General features: G+C 53.2%; 14 protein-coding genes. 9 read left to right on the forward strand and 5 right to left on the reverse strand.

Translation table 11 applies throughout. The annotated features are described in order from the left end of the window. The first annotated feature begins 4 nt into the window (after positions 1-4). Entirely contained in the window at positions 5-1,378 is a 1,374-nt protein-coding gene (locus L103DPR2_RS12530; protein WP_055361381.1) for a DUF1254 domain-containing protein, read from the forward strand. A gap of 18 nt (positions 1,379-1,396) precedes the next feature. On the opposite strand, the gene L103DPR2_RS12535 is transcribed toward L103DPR2_RS12530, so the two are convergent. After that, positions 1,397-1,996, reverse strand: coding sequence for a TetR/AcrR family transcriptional regulator (locus tag L103DPR2_RS12535; protein ID WP_055361382.1), 600 nt, complete (start codon positions 1,994-1,996; stop codon positions 1,397-1,399). 172 nt (positions 1,997-2,168) lie between these two features. On the opposite strand from L103DPR2_RS12535, the gene L103DPR2_RS12540 reads away from it, so the two are divergent. Genes L103DPR2_RS12540 through L103DPR2_RS12570 form a run of 7 tightly spaced genes read left to right on the forward strand, consistent with a single transcriptional unit; the run spans position 2,169 to position 10,377 of the window. Continuing rightward, positions 2,169-3,323 (forward strand): SphA family protein, encoded by a 1,155-nt coding sequence (locus tag L103DPR2_RS12540; protein ID WP_055361383.1) that lies wholly within the window; start codon positions 2,169-2,171, stop codon positions 3,321-3,323. A gap of 21 nt (positions 3,324-3,344) precedes the next feature. Continuing rightward, positions 3,345-4,550 (forward strand): DsbA family protein, encoded by a 1,206-nt coding sequence (locus tag L103DPR2_RS12545; RefSeq protein ID WP_055361384.1) that lies wholly within the window; start codon positions 3,345-3,347, stop codon positions 4,548-4,550. A gap of 3 nt (positions 4,551-4,553) precedes the next feature. Then, positions 4,554-6,329 (forward strand): arylsulfatase, encoded by a 1,776-nt coding sequence (locus tag L103DPR2_RS12550; protein ID WP_082466818.1) that lies wholly within the window; start codon positions 4,554-4,556, stop codon positions 6,327-6,329. Beyond that, on the forward strand, positions 6,311-7,597 hold the full coding sequence (locus tag L103DPR2_RS12555) for a hypothetical protein (RefSeq protein WP_055361385.1): 1,287 nt from the start codon (positions 6,311-6,313) through the stop codon (positions 7,595-7,597). The genes L103DPR2_RS12550 and L103DPR2_RS12555 overlap by 19 nt, the downstream gene beginning before the upstream one ends. Continuing rightward, positions 7,590-8,381, forward strand: coding sequence for an SDR family oxidoreductase (locus tag L103DPR2_RS12560; RefSeq protein ID WP_055361386.1), 792 nt, complete (start codon positions 7,590-7,592; stop codon positions 8,379-8,381). Before L103DPR2_RS12555 ends, L103DPR2_RS12560 begins: the two co-directional genes overlap by 8 nt. Positions 8,382-8,383: 2 nt before the next feature. Next, a complete protein-coding gene (locus L103DPR2_RS12565) occupies positions 8,384-9,457 on the forward strand; it encodes an MBL fold metallo-hydrolase (RefSeq protein WP_082466819.1) in 1,074 nt (357 codons plus the stop codon). An 8-nt stretch (positions 9,458-9,465) separates the two neighbouring features. Beyond that, positions 9,466-10,377: a haloalkane dehalogenase gene (locus L103DPR2_RS12570; RefSeq protein ID WP_055361387.1), complete on the forward strand. Its 912-nt coding sequence runs from the start codon at positions 9,466-9,468 to the stop codon at positions 10,375-10,377. Between the two features lie 12 nt (positions 10,378-10,389). Here L103DPR2_RS12570 and L103DPR2_RS12575 read toward each other — a convergent pair whose 3' ends face one another. The 4 genes from L103DPR2_RS12575 to garD form a co-directional block, all read right to left on the reverse strand. After that, a complete protein-coding gene (locus tag L103DPR2_RS12575) occupies positions 10,390-12,081 on the reverse strand; it encodes a sulfatase-like hydrolase/transferase (RefSeq protein WP_055361388.1) in 1,692 nt (563 codons plus the stop codon). A gap of 175 nt (positions 12,082-12,256) precedes the next feature. Next, on the reverse strand, positions 12,257-13,234 hold the full coding sequence (locus L103DPR2_RS12580; protein WP_082466906.1) for a Bug family tripartite tricarboxylate transporter substrate binding protein: 978 nt from the start codon (positions 13,232-13,234) through the stop codon (positions 12,257-12,259). Between the two features lie 74 nt (positions 13,235-13,308). Further along, positions 13,309-14,262: a Bug family tripartite tricarboxylate transporter substrate binding protein gene (locus L103DPR2_RS12585; RefSeq protein ID WP_055361389.1), complete on the reverse strand. Its 954-nt coding sequence runs from the start codon at positions 14,260-14,262 to the stop codon at positions 13,309-13,311. 17 nt (positions 14,263-14,279) lie between these two features. Next, on the reverse strand, positions 14,280-15,827 hold the full coding sequence (garD, locus tag L103DPR2_RS12590) for a galactarate dehydratase (protein WP_055362041.1): 1,548 nt from the start codon (positions 15,825-15,827) through the stop codon (positions 14,280-14,282). Between the two features lie 103 nt (positions 15,828-15,930). On the opposite strand from garD, the gene L103DPR2_RS12595 reads away from it, so the two are divergent. Further along, positions 15,931-16,668 carry a FadR/GntR family transcriptional regulator gene (locus tag L103DPR2_RS12595; RefSeq protein ID WP_055361390.1) on the forward strand — a complete coding sequence of 246 codons (738 nt, stop codon included), beginning with the start codon at positions 15,931-15,933 and terminating at the stop codon, positions 16,666-16,668. The last annotated feature ends 13 nt before the right edge of the window (positions 16,669-16,681 follow it).

Below are 16,681 nucleotides of genomic sequence, written 5' to 3' on the forward strand. Positions count from 1 at the left end.
ATCCATGTACTCTGTCAAATCAACTGGCCAACGCGTTGGGGTCTTCATGCTTGGCACGGTGATCGTGATCGCAGCCTTGCTAGCCCTGCTCAAAGACAAAATCATGTTGGGTGCCGAGGCATATTTGTACGGGTACCCCTTGGTGATGATGGAAACCACACGCGTGCACAGTGGCCAGTTCATCGGACCCGAAAACCAGTTGCGCTTGGTGAGACAGTTTCCCGATGCCAACTTCAAGGATGTGGTTCGCCCCAACGTTGACACGCTGTACACCACTGCTTTCATCAGCATGAAAGACGGACCCTGGGTGTTTGAAATGCCCGCCAACACAGAACGTTACGAATTGATGCCGTTCATGGACGCTTGGACCAACGTGTTTGCATCACCAGGCACGCGCACCAGTGGAACGGCTGCAGCCACTTATTTGTTGACCGGCCCCGGATGGCAAGGTGACGTTCCTGTGGGCATGCAAAGGCTCCAATCCCCAACCGACATGGTCTGGCTGATTGGCCGCACGCAAACAAATGGCGTGGCCGACTATGCAAGAGTTCACCGTTTGCAAGACCGATTGCGATTGAAAAAATTAGGGCCTGACAACAAGCCCAACGCAAGCACGCCAGATGCATGGCAGCGCAGCACGATGCCCGCTGTGCCACCTGTTGTGCAGATGCGCAACATGGCCACGGCAGATTTTTACGAGCATTTGATGGGCTTGATGGTGGCCAACCCTGCCTCCGCAGACGATGCGCCCATGCTGCAACGTTTGGCCGCTGTGCAATTGGTCCCAGGCCAAGCGGTCCGTTTGAATGCCTTGAACAAAGCATGTTTTGCGCTGGGCCGCTGGCTGGCCGACTACAAAGTACACAAGGTCTTGAGCACCAAAGCCACCGATGGCACGTGGTCCTCCCCGCCCTTGAATCTGGGTGCCTATGGTACCGACTACAACACACGTGCTGCAGTGGCCATGGTGGGTTTAGGCGCCAACCTGCCGCAAGATGCGCTGTACCCCAATACCAGCTTGGACCATGAAGGCAAACAGCTGATGGGCGATCAACGTTACCGCCTGCATTTCAAGGCCAATCAATTGCCACCCGTCAAAGCTTTCTGGTCCATCACCGCTTACGGTGCGGATGAGTTTTTGATCGATAACCCCCTCAAGCGCTATGCCTTGGGCGACAGAGATGCACTTAGCTTCAATGCCGATGGCTCACTGGACATTTGGATACAGGCGCAAGCGCCTGACACCCCTGCAAAGCGCAGCAATTGGCTGCCCGTGAAAGATCAAGCGCCTTTCTTGCTCAATGCCCGCCTTTATTTGCCGAAAGACGATGCACTGAATGGTGGCTGGAAAATGCCCGCCGTTGAGCGTCTGCACTGATGCAAAGCGCGCCGAACCTCAGTTCACTTGTTTGGCCACCAAGTAATGTGAAATGAGTGTTCGAAAATAGGCGCGGATGTTGGGAGGATTGGCCGGACGGCTTAATGCTTGAAAGCCTCCTGCAATGGACAAATAAAGCAGCGCTGCCAAATCACGCGCTTTGGTGGCATCTTTCACCAACACCAAAAATTTGGACTGAAACAAGTCCATGCGATTGGCATCAACCTCAACCAACAATTGCGCTGCCACTGGGTTGTGATGGCTGAGTGCGCGCATGGCTTGTTCAAAACGCAAGTTTTCCAATTCGGAACCCGCCTGAAGAAAAGCAGCATCCACGACCAAGTCCAAATCCTTCAGCGCGTCACCGCTTTGCTGCAATTTCAATTTGGCGTCCAACTCCAATTGCGCCACTTTCCAGCGCATCAGCAAACTGTTGATCAGATCGGCGTGGTCGGTGAAGTGCCAATAAAAACTGCCACGTGTCACTTTGAGTTTTTCGGCCAAGGAAAGGACTTTGACGTTGTCAAAGCCGCCATCCACCACCGCTTTGAAAGCCTCGTCCAGCCAATCATCCCGGGTCAGGCGCGATGCTTCTTGGGCTGTGGGTTTTCGATTCATTGGTGGTTGGCTGGCCATAGAAGTCATGAGATATTTTGCAACACTCGCCGATCGGACCTCTTTATTGGGAGCCGCTAGCGAAAACCCTAAACATGTTTGATCTTTGCTGTGCTAGAGTGAAATGTCAATACACAAGTGTACTGACTTACACCCACATTCTTTGGAGACACCCATGATTCGTTCCATGCACAAAGCAACACCTCGCCAGTACATTCTTGCCTCATTGCCATGGGTCTGTCTCCTAGCCTGCGGCTTGAATGCGCAAGCTGCTGAAAGTTACAAACTGCGTCAAGCCCCTGTGGGTGCATTTGGTGGTGAGATTGCGGCGTCGGCCGACAACCCCGGTTTTTTTGGCACCGCCAGCCTGACGCAATTGCAGATTTACAAAATTGCCGATGCCAATGGCAACAATGTTGCGCCCTCTTCTATTGCACCGATTCAATTGAATCCAGCACTGCCTTACAAAGTGGCGTTCCCAACAGGCAGCTTGGCCTTCAATCAAGATCAAACACAATTGAATTTGGTGGGTGGTTACCTCACCGAAGGTAAATATGGCGATGGTCACGTGGCCTTTGCCATCAACGTGCCCTTCATCCAGCAAAAGCGCACCTTTGTGGTGACGCAACCTGCAGGCACATTGACTCCCGCAGCCACAACACCTCCTTTGAGCGCTGCCATCGTAGGCCAACTCAATGCGGGTGCCGCGCAAGCCAATGCCCTGGTTCAGGCCAAAGTTTTGGCAGCTGGCGCCAATCAAAATCTTGAGACCTCTGGCGTTGGCGATACCGAGTTGTCGACGGTTTGGGTTCGTCACGTCGATCGACTCAAAGTGGCCGCAGGCGTTTCCTTGTTTGTCCCCACAGGCTCTTACGATAAAAATCGTGGCCCCAACCCAGGCTTTGGTAACTTCTACACCTTGCGTCCCGGTGTGGCCGTGACGTACAACTTGAACCCCAAGCACTCGGATGAAACATGGGACTCTGGCGTCACCATTGCAGGTCGCGTTTCTTATGGCATGAACACGCGCAACAAAGACACCGATTACAAAAGCGGCAACTTCATTTACAGCGAAGGCGGTATTGTCAAAGTTCGTGGCGATTGGGCCTATGGCGTGAATGTGTTCTCTATTCAACAAATTTCTGACGACACAGGCAGCGGCGCCACGCTGGGCGGCAATCGCTACAAAACCAATGGTGTCGGACCTTTTGTCTCCTTCAAGTTGCCCGGTAAAGACGCCGGCTTCAACTTGCAATACAGCGACAACTTTGGTGGCCGCAACGCCATCGTGGCCAAGTCATTGCAATTGCGTTTTGTGAAGGCTTGGTAAGCCCTTCAGTGAATTGACGCCATGTCCTTTCGCAGTTTAAAAAGTTGGCTGATGCCCGTCATCAGCCAACGTTTTTTATCTCGCGAAAGATTGTTGGCCCTGCGCCGTCAAGCAGAACAAAAAAGACAATCGCAAAGTCGGCCCCATGTGCTGCACTTTTTCCATCAGGTCGACGATCCCTATTCACAATTGTTGGCGCAGGCCATACCGCTGCTGAAGTCGCGCTATGCCGTCTCCATCTTGCAGCATGTGGTGGGCGAGCCGGATGACTCCGCGGTGCCTGAACGTGAAATGCTGAAGGCATACAGTCAACTTGACGCATCACGCTTGGCATCTCACTACGGCTTGCGTTTTCCTGAGGCCGTCGAACCTGTTCACACGCCCAAACCCACCGCCGAGTCACTGTTAGCGTCTCATCGCTTGCGCAAAACTTGGGGCCACTACCTCAGTGGCATGATTTATTACGAAGGCGAATGGTATTGGGGCATTGACCGCTTGCACCACCTTGAATCGCGTCTAACCGATTTGGGTTTGTCGACGCAAAAAAAATCGCACCCCCAACAGCGCAGCGCACCCCTCTTTGTCACTCAGCAATACCAGCCCTTGCGCAATGTGCCTGAAGGCACCAGCATCGACTTCTACTTCTCTTTGCGAAGCCCTTACTCAGCCATCAGTGTGGCCAAAGTGTTTGACTGGGCCAAAGCCAATGGCGTGCAAGTGAATTTGAAATACGTGTTGCCCATGGTGATGCGCGGTCTGCCCGTCCCCGCCGAAAAAAGAAAATACATCAGCTTAGATACAGCGCGAGAAGCACACCTTCAGAACGTGCCCTTTGGCCGCTTGAACGATCCTGTTGGCAAGCCCACCGAACGCGGTTTGGCTCTGATCCCTTTTGCCCAAATGCACCAATTGGCTGAAAGCTACATTCAATCCTTCATGCAAGGCGTTTGGTCTGAAGGTTTGGATGCCGGCACAGACGCGCATTTGAAAATCATGGTCGGGCGCGCAGGCCTGAATTGGGAAGCTGCCAAAGACATCCTGAAAAGCAAAGCCAATGACGCGCATTGGCGTGCTGTGGCCGAGCAAAACAGACAAGCCATGCTGGCCATGGGCCTGTGGGGCGTGCCGTCCTTCCGATTCGAAGAAACAGCTGTGTGGGGGCAAGACCGCTTTTGGGTGATCGAAAAAGCCATGCACGCTGAGTTTGACCCTCCAACACCCGCTTGAACCATGTCATTGATTTGCAGTACCCGCCACACATGGCTGAGCATTTTCGCCGCCGCAACCCTGGCCATCTGTGCGCCTGCATGGGCGAAACGTCCCAACATTGTGGTTTTATTGGCCGACGATTGGGGCTACAGCGATGTCGGTGCATTTGGCAGTGAAATTAACACGCCGCATTTGAACCAATTGGCGCAATCGGGCACCCGCTTTTCTAACTTTCACGTCAGTGCATCGTGTTCGCCAACGCGCTCAATGTTGTTGACCGGTGTAGACAACCACCTGAATGGCGTGGGCAACATGCGCGAAACCATTCCCCAATCGCATGTGGGACGCGCCGGTTACTTGAGCGTTTTAAACCAACGCGTGGTCACCGTGGCCAGCCTGTTGCAAGACCAAGGCTATCGCACCTACGCGGCAGGCAAATGGCATGTCGGCAAGGAGCCGCACAACTTACCGCCTGCCCGTGGCTTTGATCGCTCCTTGGTGATGGGCGACAGTGGCTCGGACAACTGGGAAACTGGCAAGTTGTATTTGGACTTGACCGACAAGGTGTACTGGTACGACAACGGGCGTGAAGCGCAAATGCCCAAGACTTTTTACTCGTCAGAGTTTTACGTCAGCAAAACCTTGGACTACTTGAAGACGGATGCCAAATCGGACAAACCGTTTTTTGCTTACTTGGCATTCCAAGCCAATCACATTCCGCTTCAAGCGCCCCAAGAGTTCATCGACAAATACAAAGGCCGCTACAACGCAGGTTGGGATGTGTTGCGTCAAGAGCGCCGCAACAAGGCCATCGAGTTGGGCTTGGTGCCGCCCAACACACCCATGGCTGCCTTGCCCGCTACGCATGTCGCTTGGGACTCCCTCAGCCCGCAAGACAAAGCTTACCAAGCACGCCGCATGGAAGTTTATGCCGCCATGGCAGAGGCCATGGACTTTCACATTGGCCGCCTGATGGCGCACTTGAAGCAAACCGGAGAATACGACAACACCGTCTTTGTGTTCATGTCAGACAACGGTGCAGAAGCATCCGATCCCTACGCCTTGGCGGTTGGCCGCTGGTGGCTGGACCAACATTACAACCGCGACATCGATCGGCTTGGTAGTCCAGGCGCTTACAGCATCATTGGCCCCAACTGGGCACGCGCTGCCACAGCACCTTTGAATACGTACAAGTTTTTTGCAGGCGAAGGTGGCATCCGGGTTCCATTAATCATCTCTGGCATCCCTGCCGCCCACAAACAGTCGGTCCAAAACAGCCTGACACACGTCAGCGACATCGTCCCCACCTTGCTTGATTTGGCGGGTGTACAGCACCCCGGCACTTCTTACAAAGGTCAAACCATTTATCCGCTGACGGGTCACAGTTTGCTGCCCATCCTTCAAGGCAAAGCCACACGGGTTCGCGGCCCAGAGGAAGTGTTGGGTTATGAGCTGTCTGGCAATCGCGCCGTCTTTAAAGGTGACTACAAATTGCTGAGCAATTTGGCACCAGTGGGAGATGGCCAATGGCATCTCTACAACATCGCAACGGACCCCGGTGAGACACGGGACTTAAAAGACGAGATGCCAGAGCTGTTCCAAAGCCTGCAAAACGATTACGCCAAATGGGCCAAGGCCAATGGCGTACTGCCGATGCCCGAGGGCTATGACCCGATTCAACAAGTGATCATCAACTCGTTGGTGTTTGTGTACTGGCCACGTTACCAATGGCACCTGGCAGGTTTGGGTGTGTTGCTTTTGCTCAGCGGGGTGTGGCTATGGCGACGCAGGCGTTAAGCGGCTACTTTGACAGCCCTTGGCCTTGCGAAGATGCAGGCCCAAGCAGATTGCAAGCATTGCAGGGTGCCAGAGGCTTGAACCTCCAAGCCCACGAAAACCTTCAAAGTACCTCACGACGCACCCATCTCTCCACCATGACGGTGTTGGGTGGGCCTGGTGAAGTTTTTTTGCTCACGCATTCTGTCCTTGCATCGCATTTCGGTTTAGCCACTTCCGCGCAAGTCGCTTTGATCGATCCCATCACTCTGGCCACCAGAGTCCAATCGCCACGATTGCCAGGTGGGCCGATGTGGCCAGGCGGCATGGCCGTTCTCAGCAACGGTCATGTGTTGGTGGTGTATGGGCGGCATGCACATCTGCTGAACCGGCAATGTGAGTTACTGCATTCAAAACAACTGCCTATCAATGAGCCCTACAACAGCTTTGTGGTGTTGGCCAATGGCCTGGTGGTGACCAAAAACATCTCTGACAAAACACCCGCGCGCTTAAGCGTCCTGCATCCAGACACCCTCGAACGCATGTCTTCCGACATGGATTGTTCTGAGCCCTCGATTGCTCGCCTTAGTGCACAAGGCAATACGGTTTACGTAGTGGGCACCACCTCTGTGTTGCGCTACCACTGGGAAGAAGCGCAATTGTGTTTGGTCCAAGATGACACATGGTCTTGTCACTACTTGAAAGATGCCAAGCAAAGCTATGGCTGGGACCTGGTGCTGACAGAACACGATGCCTGGTTCATGGACAACGGCGCGCACAACTACGTGATGAGCATGCTGGGTGCGGGCCAAAATGACATGCCCAACCGGCTGCACCGTGTGTCACTCACCGATTCAAGCGTTCACCAGCATTGGGAAGTGAGCGGCATCCAAGGTGGCGCCATCACCAATCCGCCCTTGGTCGATGAAACGCGGCAAATTGTGGTGGCCTTTGACTCGGCCAATCGCCATCTGCGCGCATGGCGCATCCGTCGGAATTCCGAGCATGACACGCAGCTTGAATTAGAAGACCTTTGGCATCTACAAAATTTTGGCGCGGCCAGTCACATGCTGCTGTTTGCCGACACAGGCGAACTGTGTGTCAACGATTACCAGCGCTTCAAAGAGCAAGTGGTCATTTTGGACATCGAAACTGGCCAAGAAAAATCGCGCACCGACACAGGTGGCTTGATGCAAGGCGTGGTGTTTCCCAGTGCAGGCTGGCAACGCGACGTTTACTGGTCCTCCATGGACCGACTGACACGGATACACATCGCACCTCATGACTAAAACCATTCTGATTACCGGCGCAGGCACAGGCATTGGCAAAGACACGGCTTTTGCTCTGGCTCAAAGAGGCCACCGGGTATTGGCCACCACGCAAACTGAGGCGCAAGCTTTGAACTTGAAGCAGGCTGCCAACGAACAAGGCCTTCTTTTAGAAGCTTTCAAACTGGACATCACCTTGAAAGAGGACCAGGCATTGCTTGCACAACACCACGTCGATGTGCTGATCAACAACGCCGCTATGGGTGAATCGGGCTCTTTGGCAGAAGTGGACATGCAGCGCGTGCGTCAATTGTTTGAAGTTAATTTGTTTGCCACTTTAGAGCTCACGCAAGTGGCTTTGCGTCAGATGATTGAACGCGAAAGCGGCACTGTCTTGTTCATCAGTTCCATTGCGGGACGAGTGCCCATGCCCTTTTTGATGCCCTACAGCATGAGCAAGTTTGCGTTGTCTGCCGCAGCGGCTGGCCTGCGCGCCGAGATGGACCAACTGAAAAAGAACATTCACATTACCGTGATTGAGCCTGGCGCCATTCACACCGGCTTTAACCAAGCCATGACCGACAGCAAGTACGCATGGATGGGGCCCTCGTCTTATTTTGCGCACCAAGCTGAAGCCATGAAAAAGCAAGAGCGCATCACCTTCAATTGGCTTGAAGCCAAAACCACGCGCAGCATTGTGAATGCCATTGTGAAGGCATCGGAAGCCAAGAGGCCACGTCTGCGGTACGTCGCGCCTTGGATTCAAGGCTTTGGCGTTCGTTTGGCCAGAATTTTGGGAGTTTGAACATGCGAATGAAAAAAACCGCCATCACTTTGATGGCGCTTGGACTGTTGGTGGCGGGCTTGTACTTGGCACGTGCACCCATCAGCTTGGCCATTGCCAAACGCGTGGCCGCCCAGCGTTTAGGCAGTGATCCCATGCGCGACTTGCCCGATGGCTTGCATGTGGCCGTTTGTGGCGCTGGCTCACCGATGCCCGATGACAAGCGTGGCGGGCCTTGCACACTGGTCATGGCAGGCAAACAAATGTTCGTGTTTGACAGTGGCAACACAAGCGCTCGCAACATCAACAAGATGGGCTTCAATGCGGGCTTGATTGATGGCATTTTCATCACGCATTTTCATTCAGACCACATCGATGGCTTGGGTGAATTGCTGTTGCAGCGTTGGGTGTCCAAGCCCAATTCTGAACCTGTACCTGTCTATGGTCCCGAAGGCATTGACACAGTGGTGAATGGTTTCTTGCAAGCCTATAGCCTAGACCGAGGCTATCGCGTGGCTCATCACGGCGATGCCGTTTTGCCCAACAAAGGCTTTGGCGCGATCCCCAAGTCGTTTGGATTGCAAGACGACAAAGCCACCGTGGTGTTTGAAAACGCAGACACCCGCATCACCGCTTTCAGTGTGTCCCATGCACCGATTCATCCTGCAGTGGGATATCAAATTCGTTACAAAGATCGCGTCATGGTCATCAGTGGTGACACCACGCCTTCAGCACATGTGCAACGCGAAGCACAAGGCGTTGACTTGTTGGTCCATGAAGCCATGTCGACCGAATTGATGACCTTCTTGCAAGAAGGTGCACACGAAGCCAAGCGTGACAAGTTAGAGCAACTCATGAAAGACATCGTGAACTACCACACCACACCGCAGGAAGCCGCCACCATTGCCAGCAAGGCCAATGTGAACTTCTTGTTGCTGAACCACGTCGCACCGCCACTGCCTTTGCCCGGCTTGGTGGACGTGTTCTTGAAGGGCACTGCCGAAATCTTCAAGGGCAAAATTCAGGTAGCCAAAGATGGCGACATGTTGAGCTTGCCTGCAGGCCAAAAAGTGATTCAAACCAGCAACCGGTTTTAAAGGTACTTATGCGTCAACTCCCCGTCGTTCAAGACTTTCTTCGCACACCCGAAGAACGCTTTCAAAACCTGCCGGACTTTCCCTACCAACCCCACTACACACTCATTGGCGGCTTGCGAGTGGCGCACATCGATGAAGGCCCACGCGATGGCCCTGTGGTTTTGTTGATGCACGGCGAACCCGCTTGGTCGTTTTTGTATCGCAAGATGATTCCCGTCTTGGTTAGCGCAGGCTTCCGAGTGGTGGTACCTGACCAGGTGGGATTTGGTCGTACCGACAAACCTGTGCACCGCAGTGACTACACCTATCACAACCACGTGCAGTGGATGAGTGCTTGGCTTGAAACGCAAAACCTGAGCGGCATCACTTTATTCTGCCAAGATTGGGGCTCACTGATTGGCTTGCGCATGGTGGCTGAAATGCCCGAGCGATTTGACCGCATTGCCCTCAGCAATGGTGGCTTGCCCACTGGTAAAGAAAAAATTCCCACGGCCTTTCACATTTGGCGAGCTTTCGCTATGTACAGCCCATGGTTTCCCATTGGCAAAATTGTTCGCGCGGGTTGCGCACAGGGGCTGAGCGATGATGCAGTGGCAGCCTACGATGCACCCTACCCCAGCAGCCGCTACAAAGTAGGTGCCAGAGTGTTTCCCACCTTGGTACCCATTGACCCCAGCAATCCCGCCAGAGAAGCCAACGAGCGCGCATGGGACATGTACAAGGCTTGGAAAAAACCTTTTATCACCTTGTTCAGCACCCGCGACCCTGTCACCAAAGGCGGCGAAAAGATTTGGCAAAAATTTGTACCCGGTGCTGCCGGACAAAATCACACCCAAATTCGTGGTGCGGGCCACTTTGTCCAAGAAGACAAAGGCGCTGAAGTCGCCCAAGCTTTGGTGGACTTTATCCGCGCAAACTAAAGCCAGTTGCGGTCAGTTGCCGTAGTACACGTACTCGTCGCCTGGCACCATTTTTTCGCGCAGGTTTTTATCGATGGCAATGGCTGCTTCCGCCATGGAGGGCCAGCTGGGCTTCACTTGCGTGGCATTGAAGGCTTCAAGTTCCTTCTTCATGCTGGCCACTCGGTCTGGCTCTTTGTCGGCCAGGTTATTTTTCTCGGTGGGATCGACGACCATGTTGAACAACCAATCCTTGCGGGGGTTCTGCGCTACTTGCAGTTTCCAGTCACCCTTTCGAATCACTCGGTAAGTGTCTGTTCGCCAGAACAGCGTACGGTCGGGTCCTTTGTCGGTAGGCTTGCTCAGCTGCGGCAACAAATTGATGCCATCGATGGGACGATCTGCCGGTAACTTTGCACCTGTCGCTGCCGCAACGGTTGTGAAAATGTCCATGTGGTTCACAGGCAGTTGTGGCTTAACGCCTTTGGGAATTCCGGCAGGCCACTTCATGAACAAGGGCACGCGAATACCGCCCTCAAAGAAGGTGGCCTTCCAACCGCGGTATGGCTTGTTCAATCCATCTAATCCTACGTAATGCGCGCCGCCGTTGTCACTTGTGAAAATGACCAAGGTGTTGTCGTCAAGACCTTTGTCTTTGAGTGATTGAAGAACCCGGCCAATGTTTCGGTCCAGGTTGCGAACCATGGCGGCATACACACGCAGCGTGTGATCCTCAATGTGTGACAAGGCTTCGTAATCTTCTTTGGTGGCTTGCAAAGGCGTGTGCGGTGCGGTGTATGCCAAGTAAAGGAAGAAGGGTTGATTGCGATTGGCTTCAATGGCTTTTTCGGCTTCGTCGGTTAAGTAATCGGTGACATAGCGCTTGGGCTTGAAAGCTTCACCGCCATTGAAGTGCATGCCAAAGCTGCCGGCGGCCCATTGAAAGCGGTCGATGATGTCAAATTCTTGCTTTGAATTCACCACATTGGGATCGTTCTCAGGCAAGTAAAGTGAGCTGGCATGTTGGAAGGACAATGCCTCATCAAAGCCATGCACGTGCGATCTAAATTCGGTGGCATCGCCCAAATGCCATTTGCCCACATGCAAAGTTCGATAGCCTTGCCCTTTGAGCATCTTGGCCATCGTGATTTCGGAACGCGGCAGACCCATGGTTTCGTAAGGGATCAGATCTTTTTCGCGCTCTGCATGGTAGATGGCATCGTAGAGTTGATTGGGGCCTTTGTAATGCCCAATCACTTTCATAAACTGTTTGGGCGTAGGCGTGAACTCAAAGCCAAAGCGTGTGGGATAGCGACCCGTCATCATGGCGGCACGCGATGGGGCACAGGTGGCATTGCCCGAATAGCTGGTTTCAAAATTGGCGCCTTGCTGCGCCAAGCTGTTGATATGGGGTGTAGGCACTGTGCCTTTGGCCAAGCCGCCACCGTTCAGAGTGATGTCGTTGTAGCCCAAGTCGTCGGCCACAATCAAAATGATGTTGGGTGGTTTTCTTTCGGAACCGGCTTGAGGATTGCCAGCAATTGCAGTCGGTGCAGTTGGGACGGCCCACTTCACTTCTCTGTTGGGGGCGTCCTCATGGCGCAAAAAGATTTTGACCACCCACAACAAGACTTCGGCTGAACCGCCTTTGGCGTAGAGCCCCCCTACCGCAAGCACCAATGCTGCAAGAACCAATCCTAAAAAAATACTTACTTTCTTCAGCATGAAAGGTCCTCAAAATTCAATACAGCAATGTATGGAAATATAGCAAAAATGCGGTCTTTCAAAAAGCTCTCCAAAACCCTCGGTCCTGCTTTTTGATTCACAAGTTGCAAGAAAAAAGCCTTTGCAATTTCTAGCAAAGGCTTTTTTCATGAATGCTTAGAAAGCAGTTGCTGGTTTATTCAACTGTGATCTTCTCATCTTTCACAATTTTGGCCATGGCTGGAATTTCTGTTTTCACCCACTGCGCAAATTGCTCGGGCGTCATTCCGGAGGGCTCAGCTCCCAAAGTCACCAAGCGTTCTTTGACATCGGGCAAAGCAGCAATGCGCTTAATTTCTGCATGCAGCTTGTCGATGATGGGCTTGGGGGTACCAGCGGGCGCCAACAAGCCCTGAAAGCTACCGGTTAAGAAACCCGGCAACGATTCAGCCACCGTGGGGGTGTCTGGCATTTGTGCGTTGCGCGTGAGACCCGACACCGCAATCAGTTTGATCTTGCCGGCTTTGACATGCGGGTAAGTTGCCACCATGCCATTGAACATCACATCCACTTGGCCACCGACCAAATCGGTGATGGCTTGGGCGCCGCCTTTATAAGGTACATAGCCCCACTCAATGCCATTGCGCTGTGCGTACATCACACCTGCCAAATGCGACGCACTGCCCATGCCCGCTGCCACGGCGTAATTCAGTTTGCCTTTTTGCGCTTTGGCATAGGCCACCAACTCAGCAGGTGTATTGGCAGGCACTTTGGTGCTCACTGCCAACAAGTGTGGTGAGTAAGCCACCATGGCCACTGGCGCAAAATCGTTGATGACATTGAAAGGCAATTTGAACAAGGCTGGACTGATCACCAAGTTACCCACATCCATCAAGACCAAGGTGTAACCATCGGGTGCAGACTTGGCAACTTGGTCTGCGCCCAAGTTGCCGCTGGCACCGGGACGGTTCTCAACCACCACAGGCTGCCCCCAGTTTTCTGTGATTTTTTGACCAAAGATTCGGGCCAACACATCGGAGGTACCGCCTGCAGGAAAGGGGACCACAATTTTGATGGGTTTGGAGGGGAAATTGGCAGCGGGTTGTGCAATGGCCATTCCGCTAAGCAGCATTGCCGCCGCAGAGGCTAATGCAACCCAAGAATTTTTAATCATGACAAACAACTTTTCTGGAGATTGACTGCGGGTCATTATGAACTTGGCCTTTCTATTTTTCTAAACAACTGATGTCAATCCGCTTTGATATTGCGTGATTGAATCAACTTGGCCCAACGCGCAAATTCAGAGGCCTGATACGCGGTGAACTGCTCAGGCGTGTTTGCCACAATCTCAAATCCCAACTCTAACAATTTAGGTTTCACAGCAGGATCATTTAATCCCGCCACAATGGCTGCGTACAACTTGGCTTTGACATCGGCTGGAATGCCTTTGGGTGCCGCAATGGCCTGCCATGAATACACATTGGCCTCTTTAATGCCCAACTCTTCCAAAGAAGGCACTGCTGGCAACAAAGGTGAACGTTTGGCACTGGTAATAGACAGTGCGCGCAGTTTGCCAGCCAATATTTGCGGCATAGCAGTATTGATGTTCATAAAAGAGCCATCCACTTGCGCCCCCAACAAATCGGTCATGACGGGGCCACCGCCTTTGTAGGGCACATGAATGCCCGTGGTGCCTGTTTGCTGCCAAAACAACTCTGCCGTGAGGTGATCGCTACTGCCATTGCCCGAAGAGGCCAAGGTGAACTTGTTAGGATTGGCCTTGTGAAAGGCAATCACATCGGCCATCGATTTGTGCGGAGAACTGGCCGGTACCACCAAGACATTGGGCGCCTGAACCGCAATGGTGATGTAGTCAAAATCTTTCAGCGCGTCATAAGGCACCTTGGCTAGCAAATGCGGCGCAATGACAAAAGGTCCTAAAGATGACACAAACAAAGTGTGACCATCGGGTGCCGCCCGTGTGACAAAACCTGCGCCAATGGTGCCCGTTGCACCCGCTTTGTTGTCGATGATGAAGTTACCGCCTAGCTTTTCTTGCAGCTTCGGCGCCAAGGTCCGCGCTATCAAGTCGGTGGACCCACCAGGCGGGAAAGGTACCACCAAAGAAACTGTTTTATCGGGCCAGGCCATCGCGCCTGTGACACACAAAGCAGTCATCAACCCTGTCAATAATTTTTTCATTGTCGTCTCCTTCTGAATTAGGTAATGGGGGCTGGATTGAAGAGCACCAAGGCGTTGTGCAACTTCCAATGCTCGGCCCATGTTTTGCGACCACTGGCCACATCGAGCAGTAGCTTGAACAGCTCCCAGCCGCCCTCTTCAATGCTGATGTCGCCATCGGCCACACGGCCCGCATTTAAATCCATGAGGTCGTGCCAGCGCTTGGCCAAGTCTGTGCGTGTGGCAACTTTGACCACAGGGCAAGCCTGCAAGCCATATGGCGTACCGCGTCCGGTGGTGAACACATGGACGTTCATACCCGCCGCCAACTGAAGCGTTCCGCAAATGAAATCACTGGCAGGCGTTGCCGCAAAGACCAAGCCCTTTTGATGAGGTTTGAGCTTCTCGCCAGGTGACAAAACATGCTGAATGGGCAAGCTGCCACTCTTCACAATCGAGCCCATGGCTTTTTCAACAATGTTGGACAAGCCGCCCGCTTTGTTGCCAGGCGTTGTGTTGGCGCTGCGATCGGCTTGGCCACGCTCTAGATAGCGGTCGTACCAATCGAGTTCTCGCACAATGCTTTGTGCCACTTCTGTTGTTTTGGCTCGCGAAGTCAACTGCTCTACCGCATCGCGTACCTCAGTGTTTTCGCTGAACATGATGGTGGCACCTGCTCGCACCAACAAATCAGCAGCAAAGCCGACGATGGGGTTGGCGGTCACGCCCGAAAAGGCATCACTGCCGCCGCATTGCACACCCACCACCAATTCGCTGGCGGGTACGGTTTCACGGCGTCGGGCATTGAGGCGTTCTAAGTGTGGCTTGGCGCCCTCTGTGATGTGTTGCAACATCGACATGAAGCCAACGTGTTGATCATCTTGGAGGCAAATGGTATCGGGCCCATCTGATTTAGTGCGCTCATCAACCAGCGGAAAACTGCCTGGAGGCAAAAGGCGCTGTGGTGGTAACTTTTCACAACCCAGGCTGATGACAAACACTTCATTGCCAAAATTGGGATTGAGGCTGATGTTGCGCAAAGTGCGAATAGGGATCACTGCATCTGGTGCATCGATGGCCACACCGCAACCGTAGGTGTGCTCAATGCCCACCACGTCTTCGACGTTGGGGTACAAAGGCAACAATTCTTCTTTGATTTTTTGCACGGCCAGGGACACCACACCTGCCACACACTGCACGGTGGTGGTGACGGCCAAGATGTTGCGTGTCCCCACAGAGCCGTCTGCATTGCGAAAGCCCTCGAAGGTGTATCCCGTTAATGGCTCTAAGGAAGGCTGCGGCGCTGAGGCCATGGGCAAATTTTGGAAGTCTCTTGCAGCAGGCATGTCAAGCAAACGCTCGTGCACCCAGCTGCCAGCAGGAATGTCGACTTTGGCGATACCCACATTGACGTTGTATCGCAGCACAGCTTGACCCGCCGCAATATCGACCAAGGCAACTTTGTGACCTTGGGGTATGGCATTCAGCAATACCAACGCATCGGTACTCAGGCCCTTTTGAACCTGATCGCCCGCCTTCAAACCACCCGCTGTGACAACAATGGCAACGTTATCGGCGGGGTGCATGGCAATGGTGGGATGCAGCGTGGTGGTCACAGGGTAAATATTAACTTGTCGTACAAGTAGAATTATGTAATCCTTCACGCTAATTAGACTCCGTACTTACCCGATGACCTTCACAATCGCCACCTTAGAAGAGCCTCGCAAAGCACGCAGCCTTGGCCTAGATCTGGTTGACAAACTCACAGCAGACATGCGAATGGGTCGCCTTCAAGCAGGCGAAAAATTACCCAGTGAGGCAGAAATCATGAAGCAGTTTGGCGTCAGCCGAACAGTGGTGCGTGAAGCCTTGTCCAAGCTTCAAGCCGCACAGTTGGTTGAAACCCGTCACGGCATTGGTACATTTGTCTTGCCACAAAACAGCGCGCCAGCATTTCAAATTAGCCCACATCAACTTGGCACTTTGCATGAAGTGATTGCCTTGCTAGAGTTCCGTATCAGCATTGAAACAGAGGCTTCTGCTTTGGCCGCTCAGAGGCGAAATGCTGAAAATTTGGCAGCAATGCAAGATGCCATGGAGGCATTTGCCAATGCCATTGAAGCGGGCCGTGATGCTGTCCAGGCCGATTTCAGATTTCACCAAGAAATTGCGCACGCTACGCACAACAAACATTTTCAAGACCTGATGCACTCCCTTGGAACAGGTGCCATTCCACGCGGTAGGTTGCAAAATACTTTGCCCGTAGACGCCAATCGTCTGGCCTACTTGCGACGTGTGCATCAAGAGCACGATAGCATTTTCAACGCTATTGCGGCGCAAGACCCAGAAGCAGCCCGCGCCGCCATGCGTACACATTTGTCTAACAGCCGCGATCGCTTGAAGAAAAGTGCGCGACTGTCAAACTGAACATCTGCCCCAT

Source organism: Limnohabitans sp. 103DPR2, from assembly GCF_001412575.1.
Taxonomy (GTDB): domain Bacteria; phylum Pseudomonadota; class Gammaproteobacteria; order Burkholderiales; family Burkholderiaceae_C; genus Limnohabitans_A.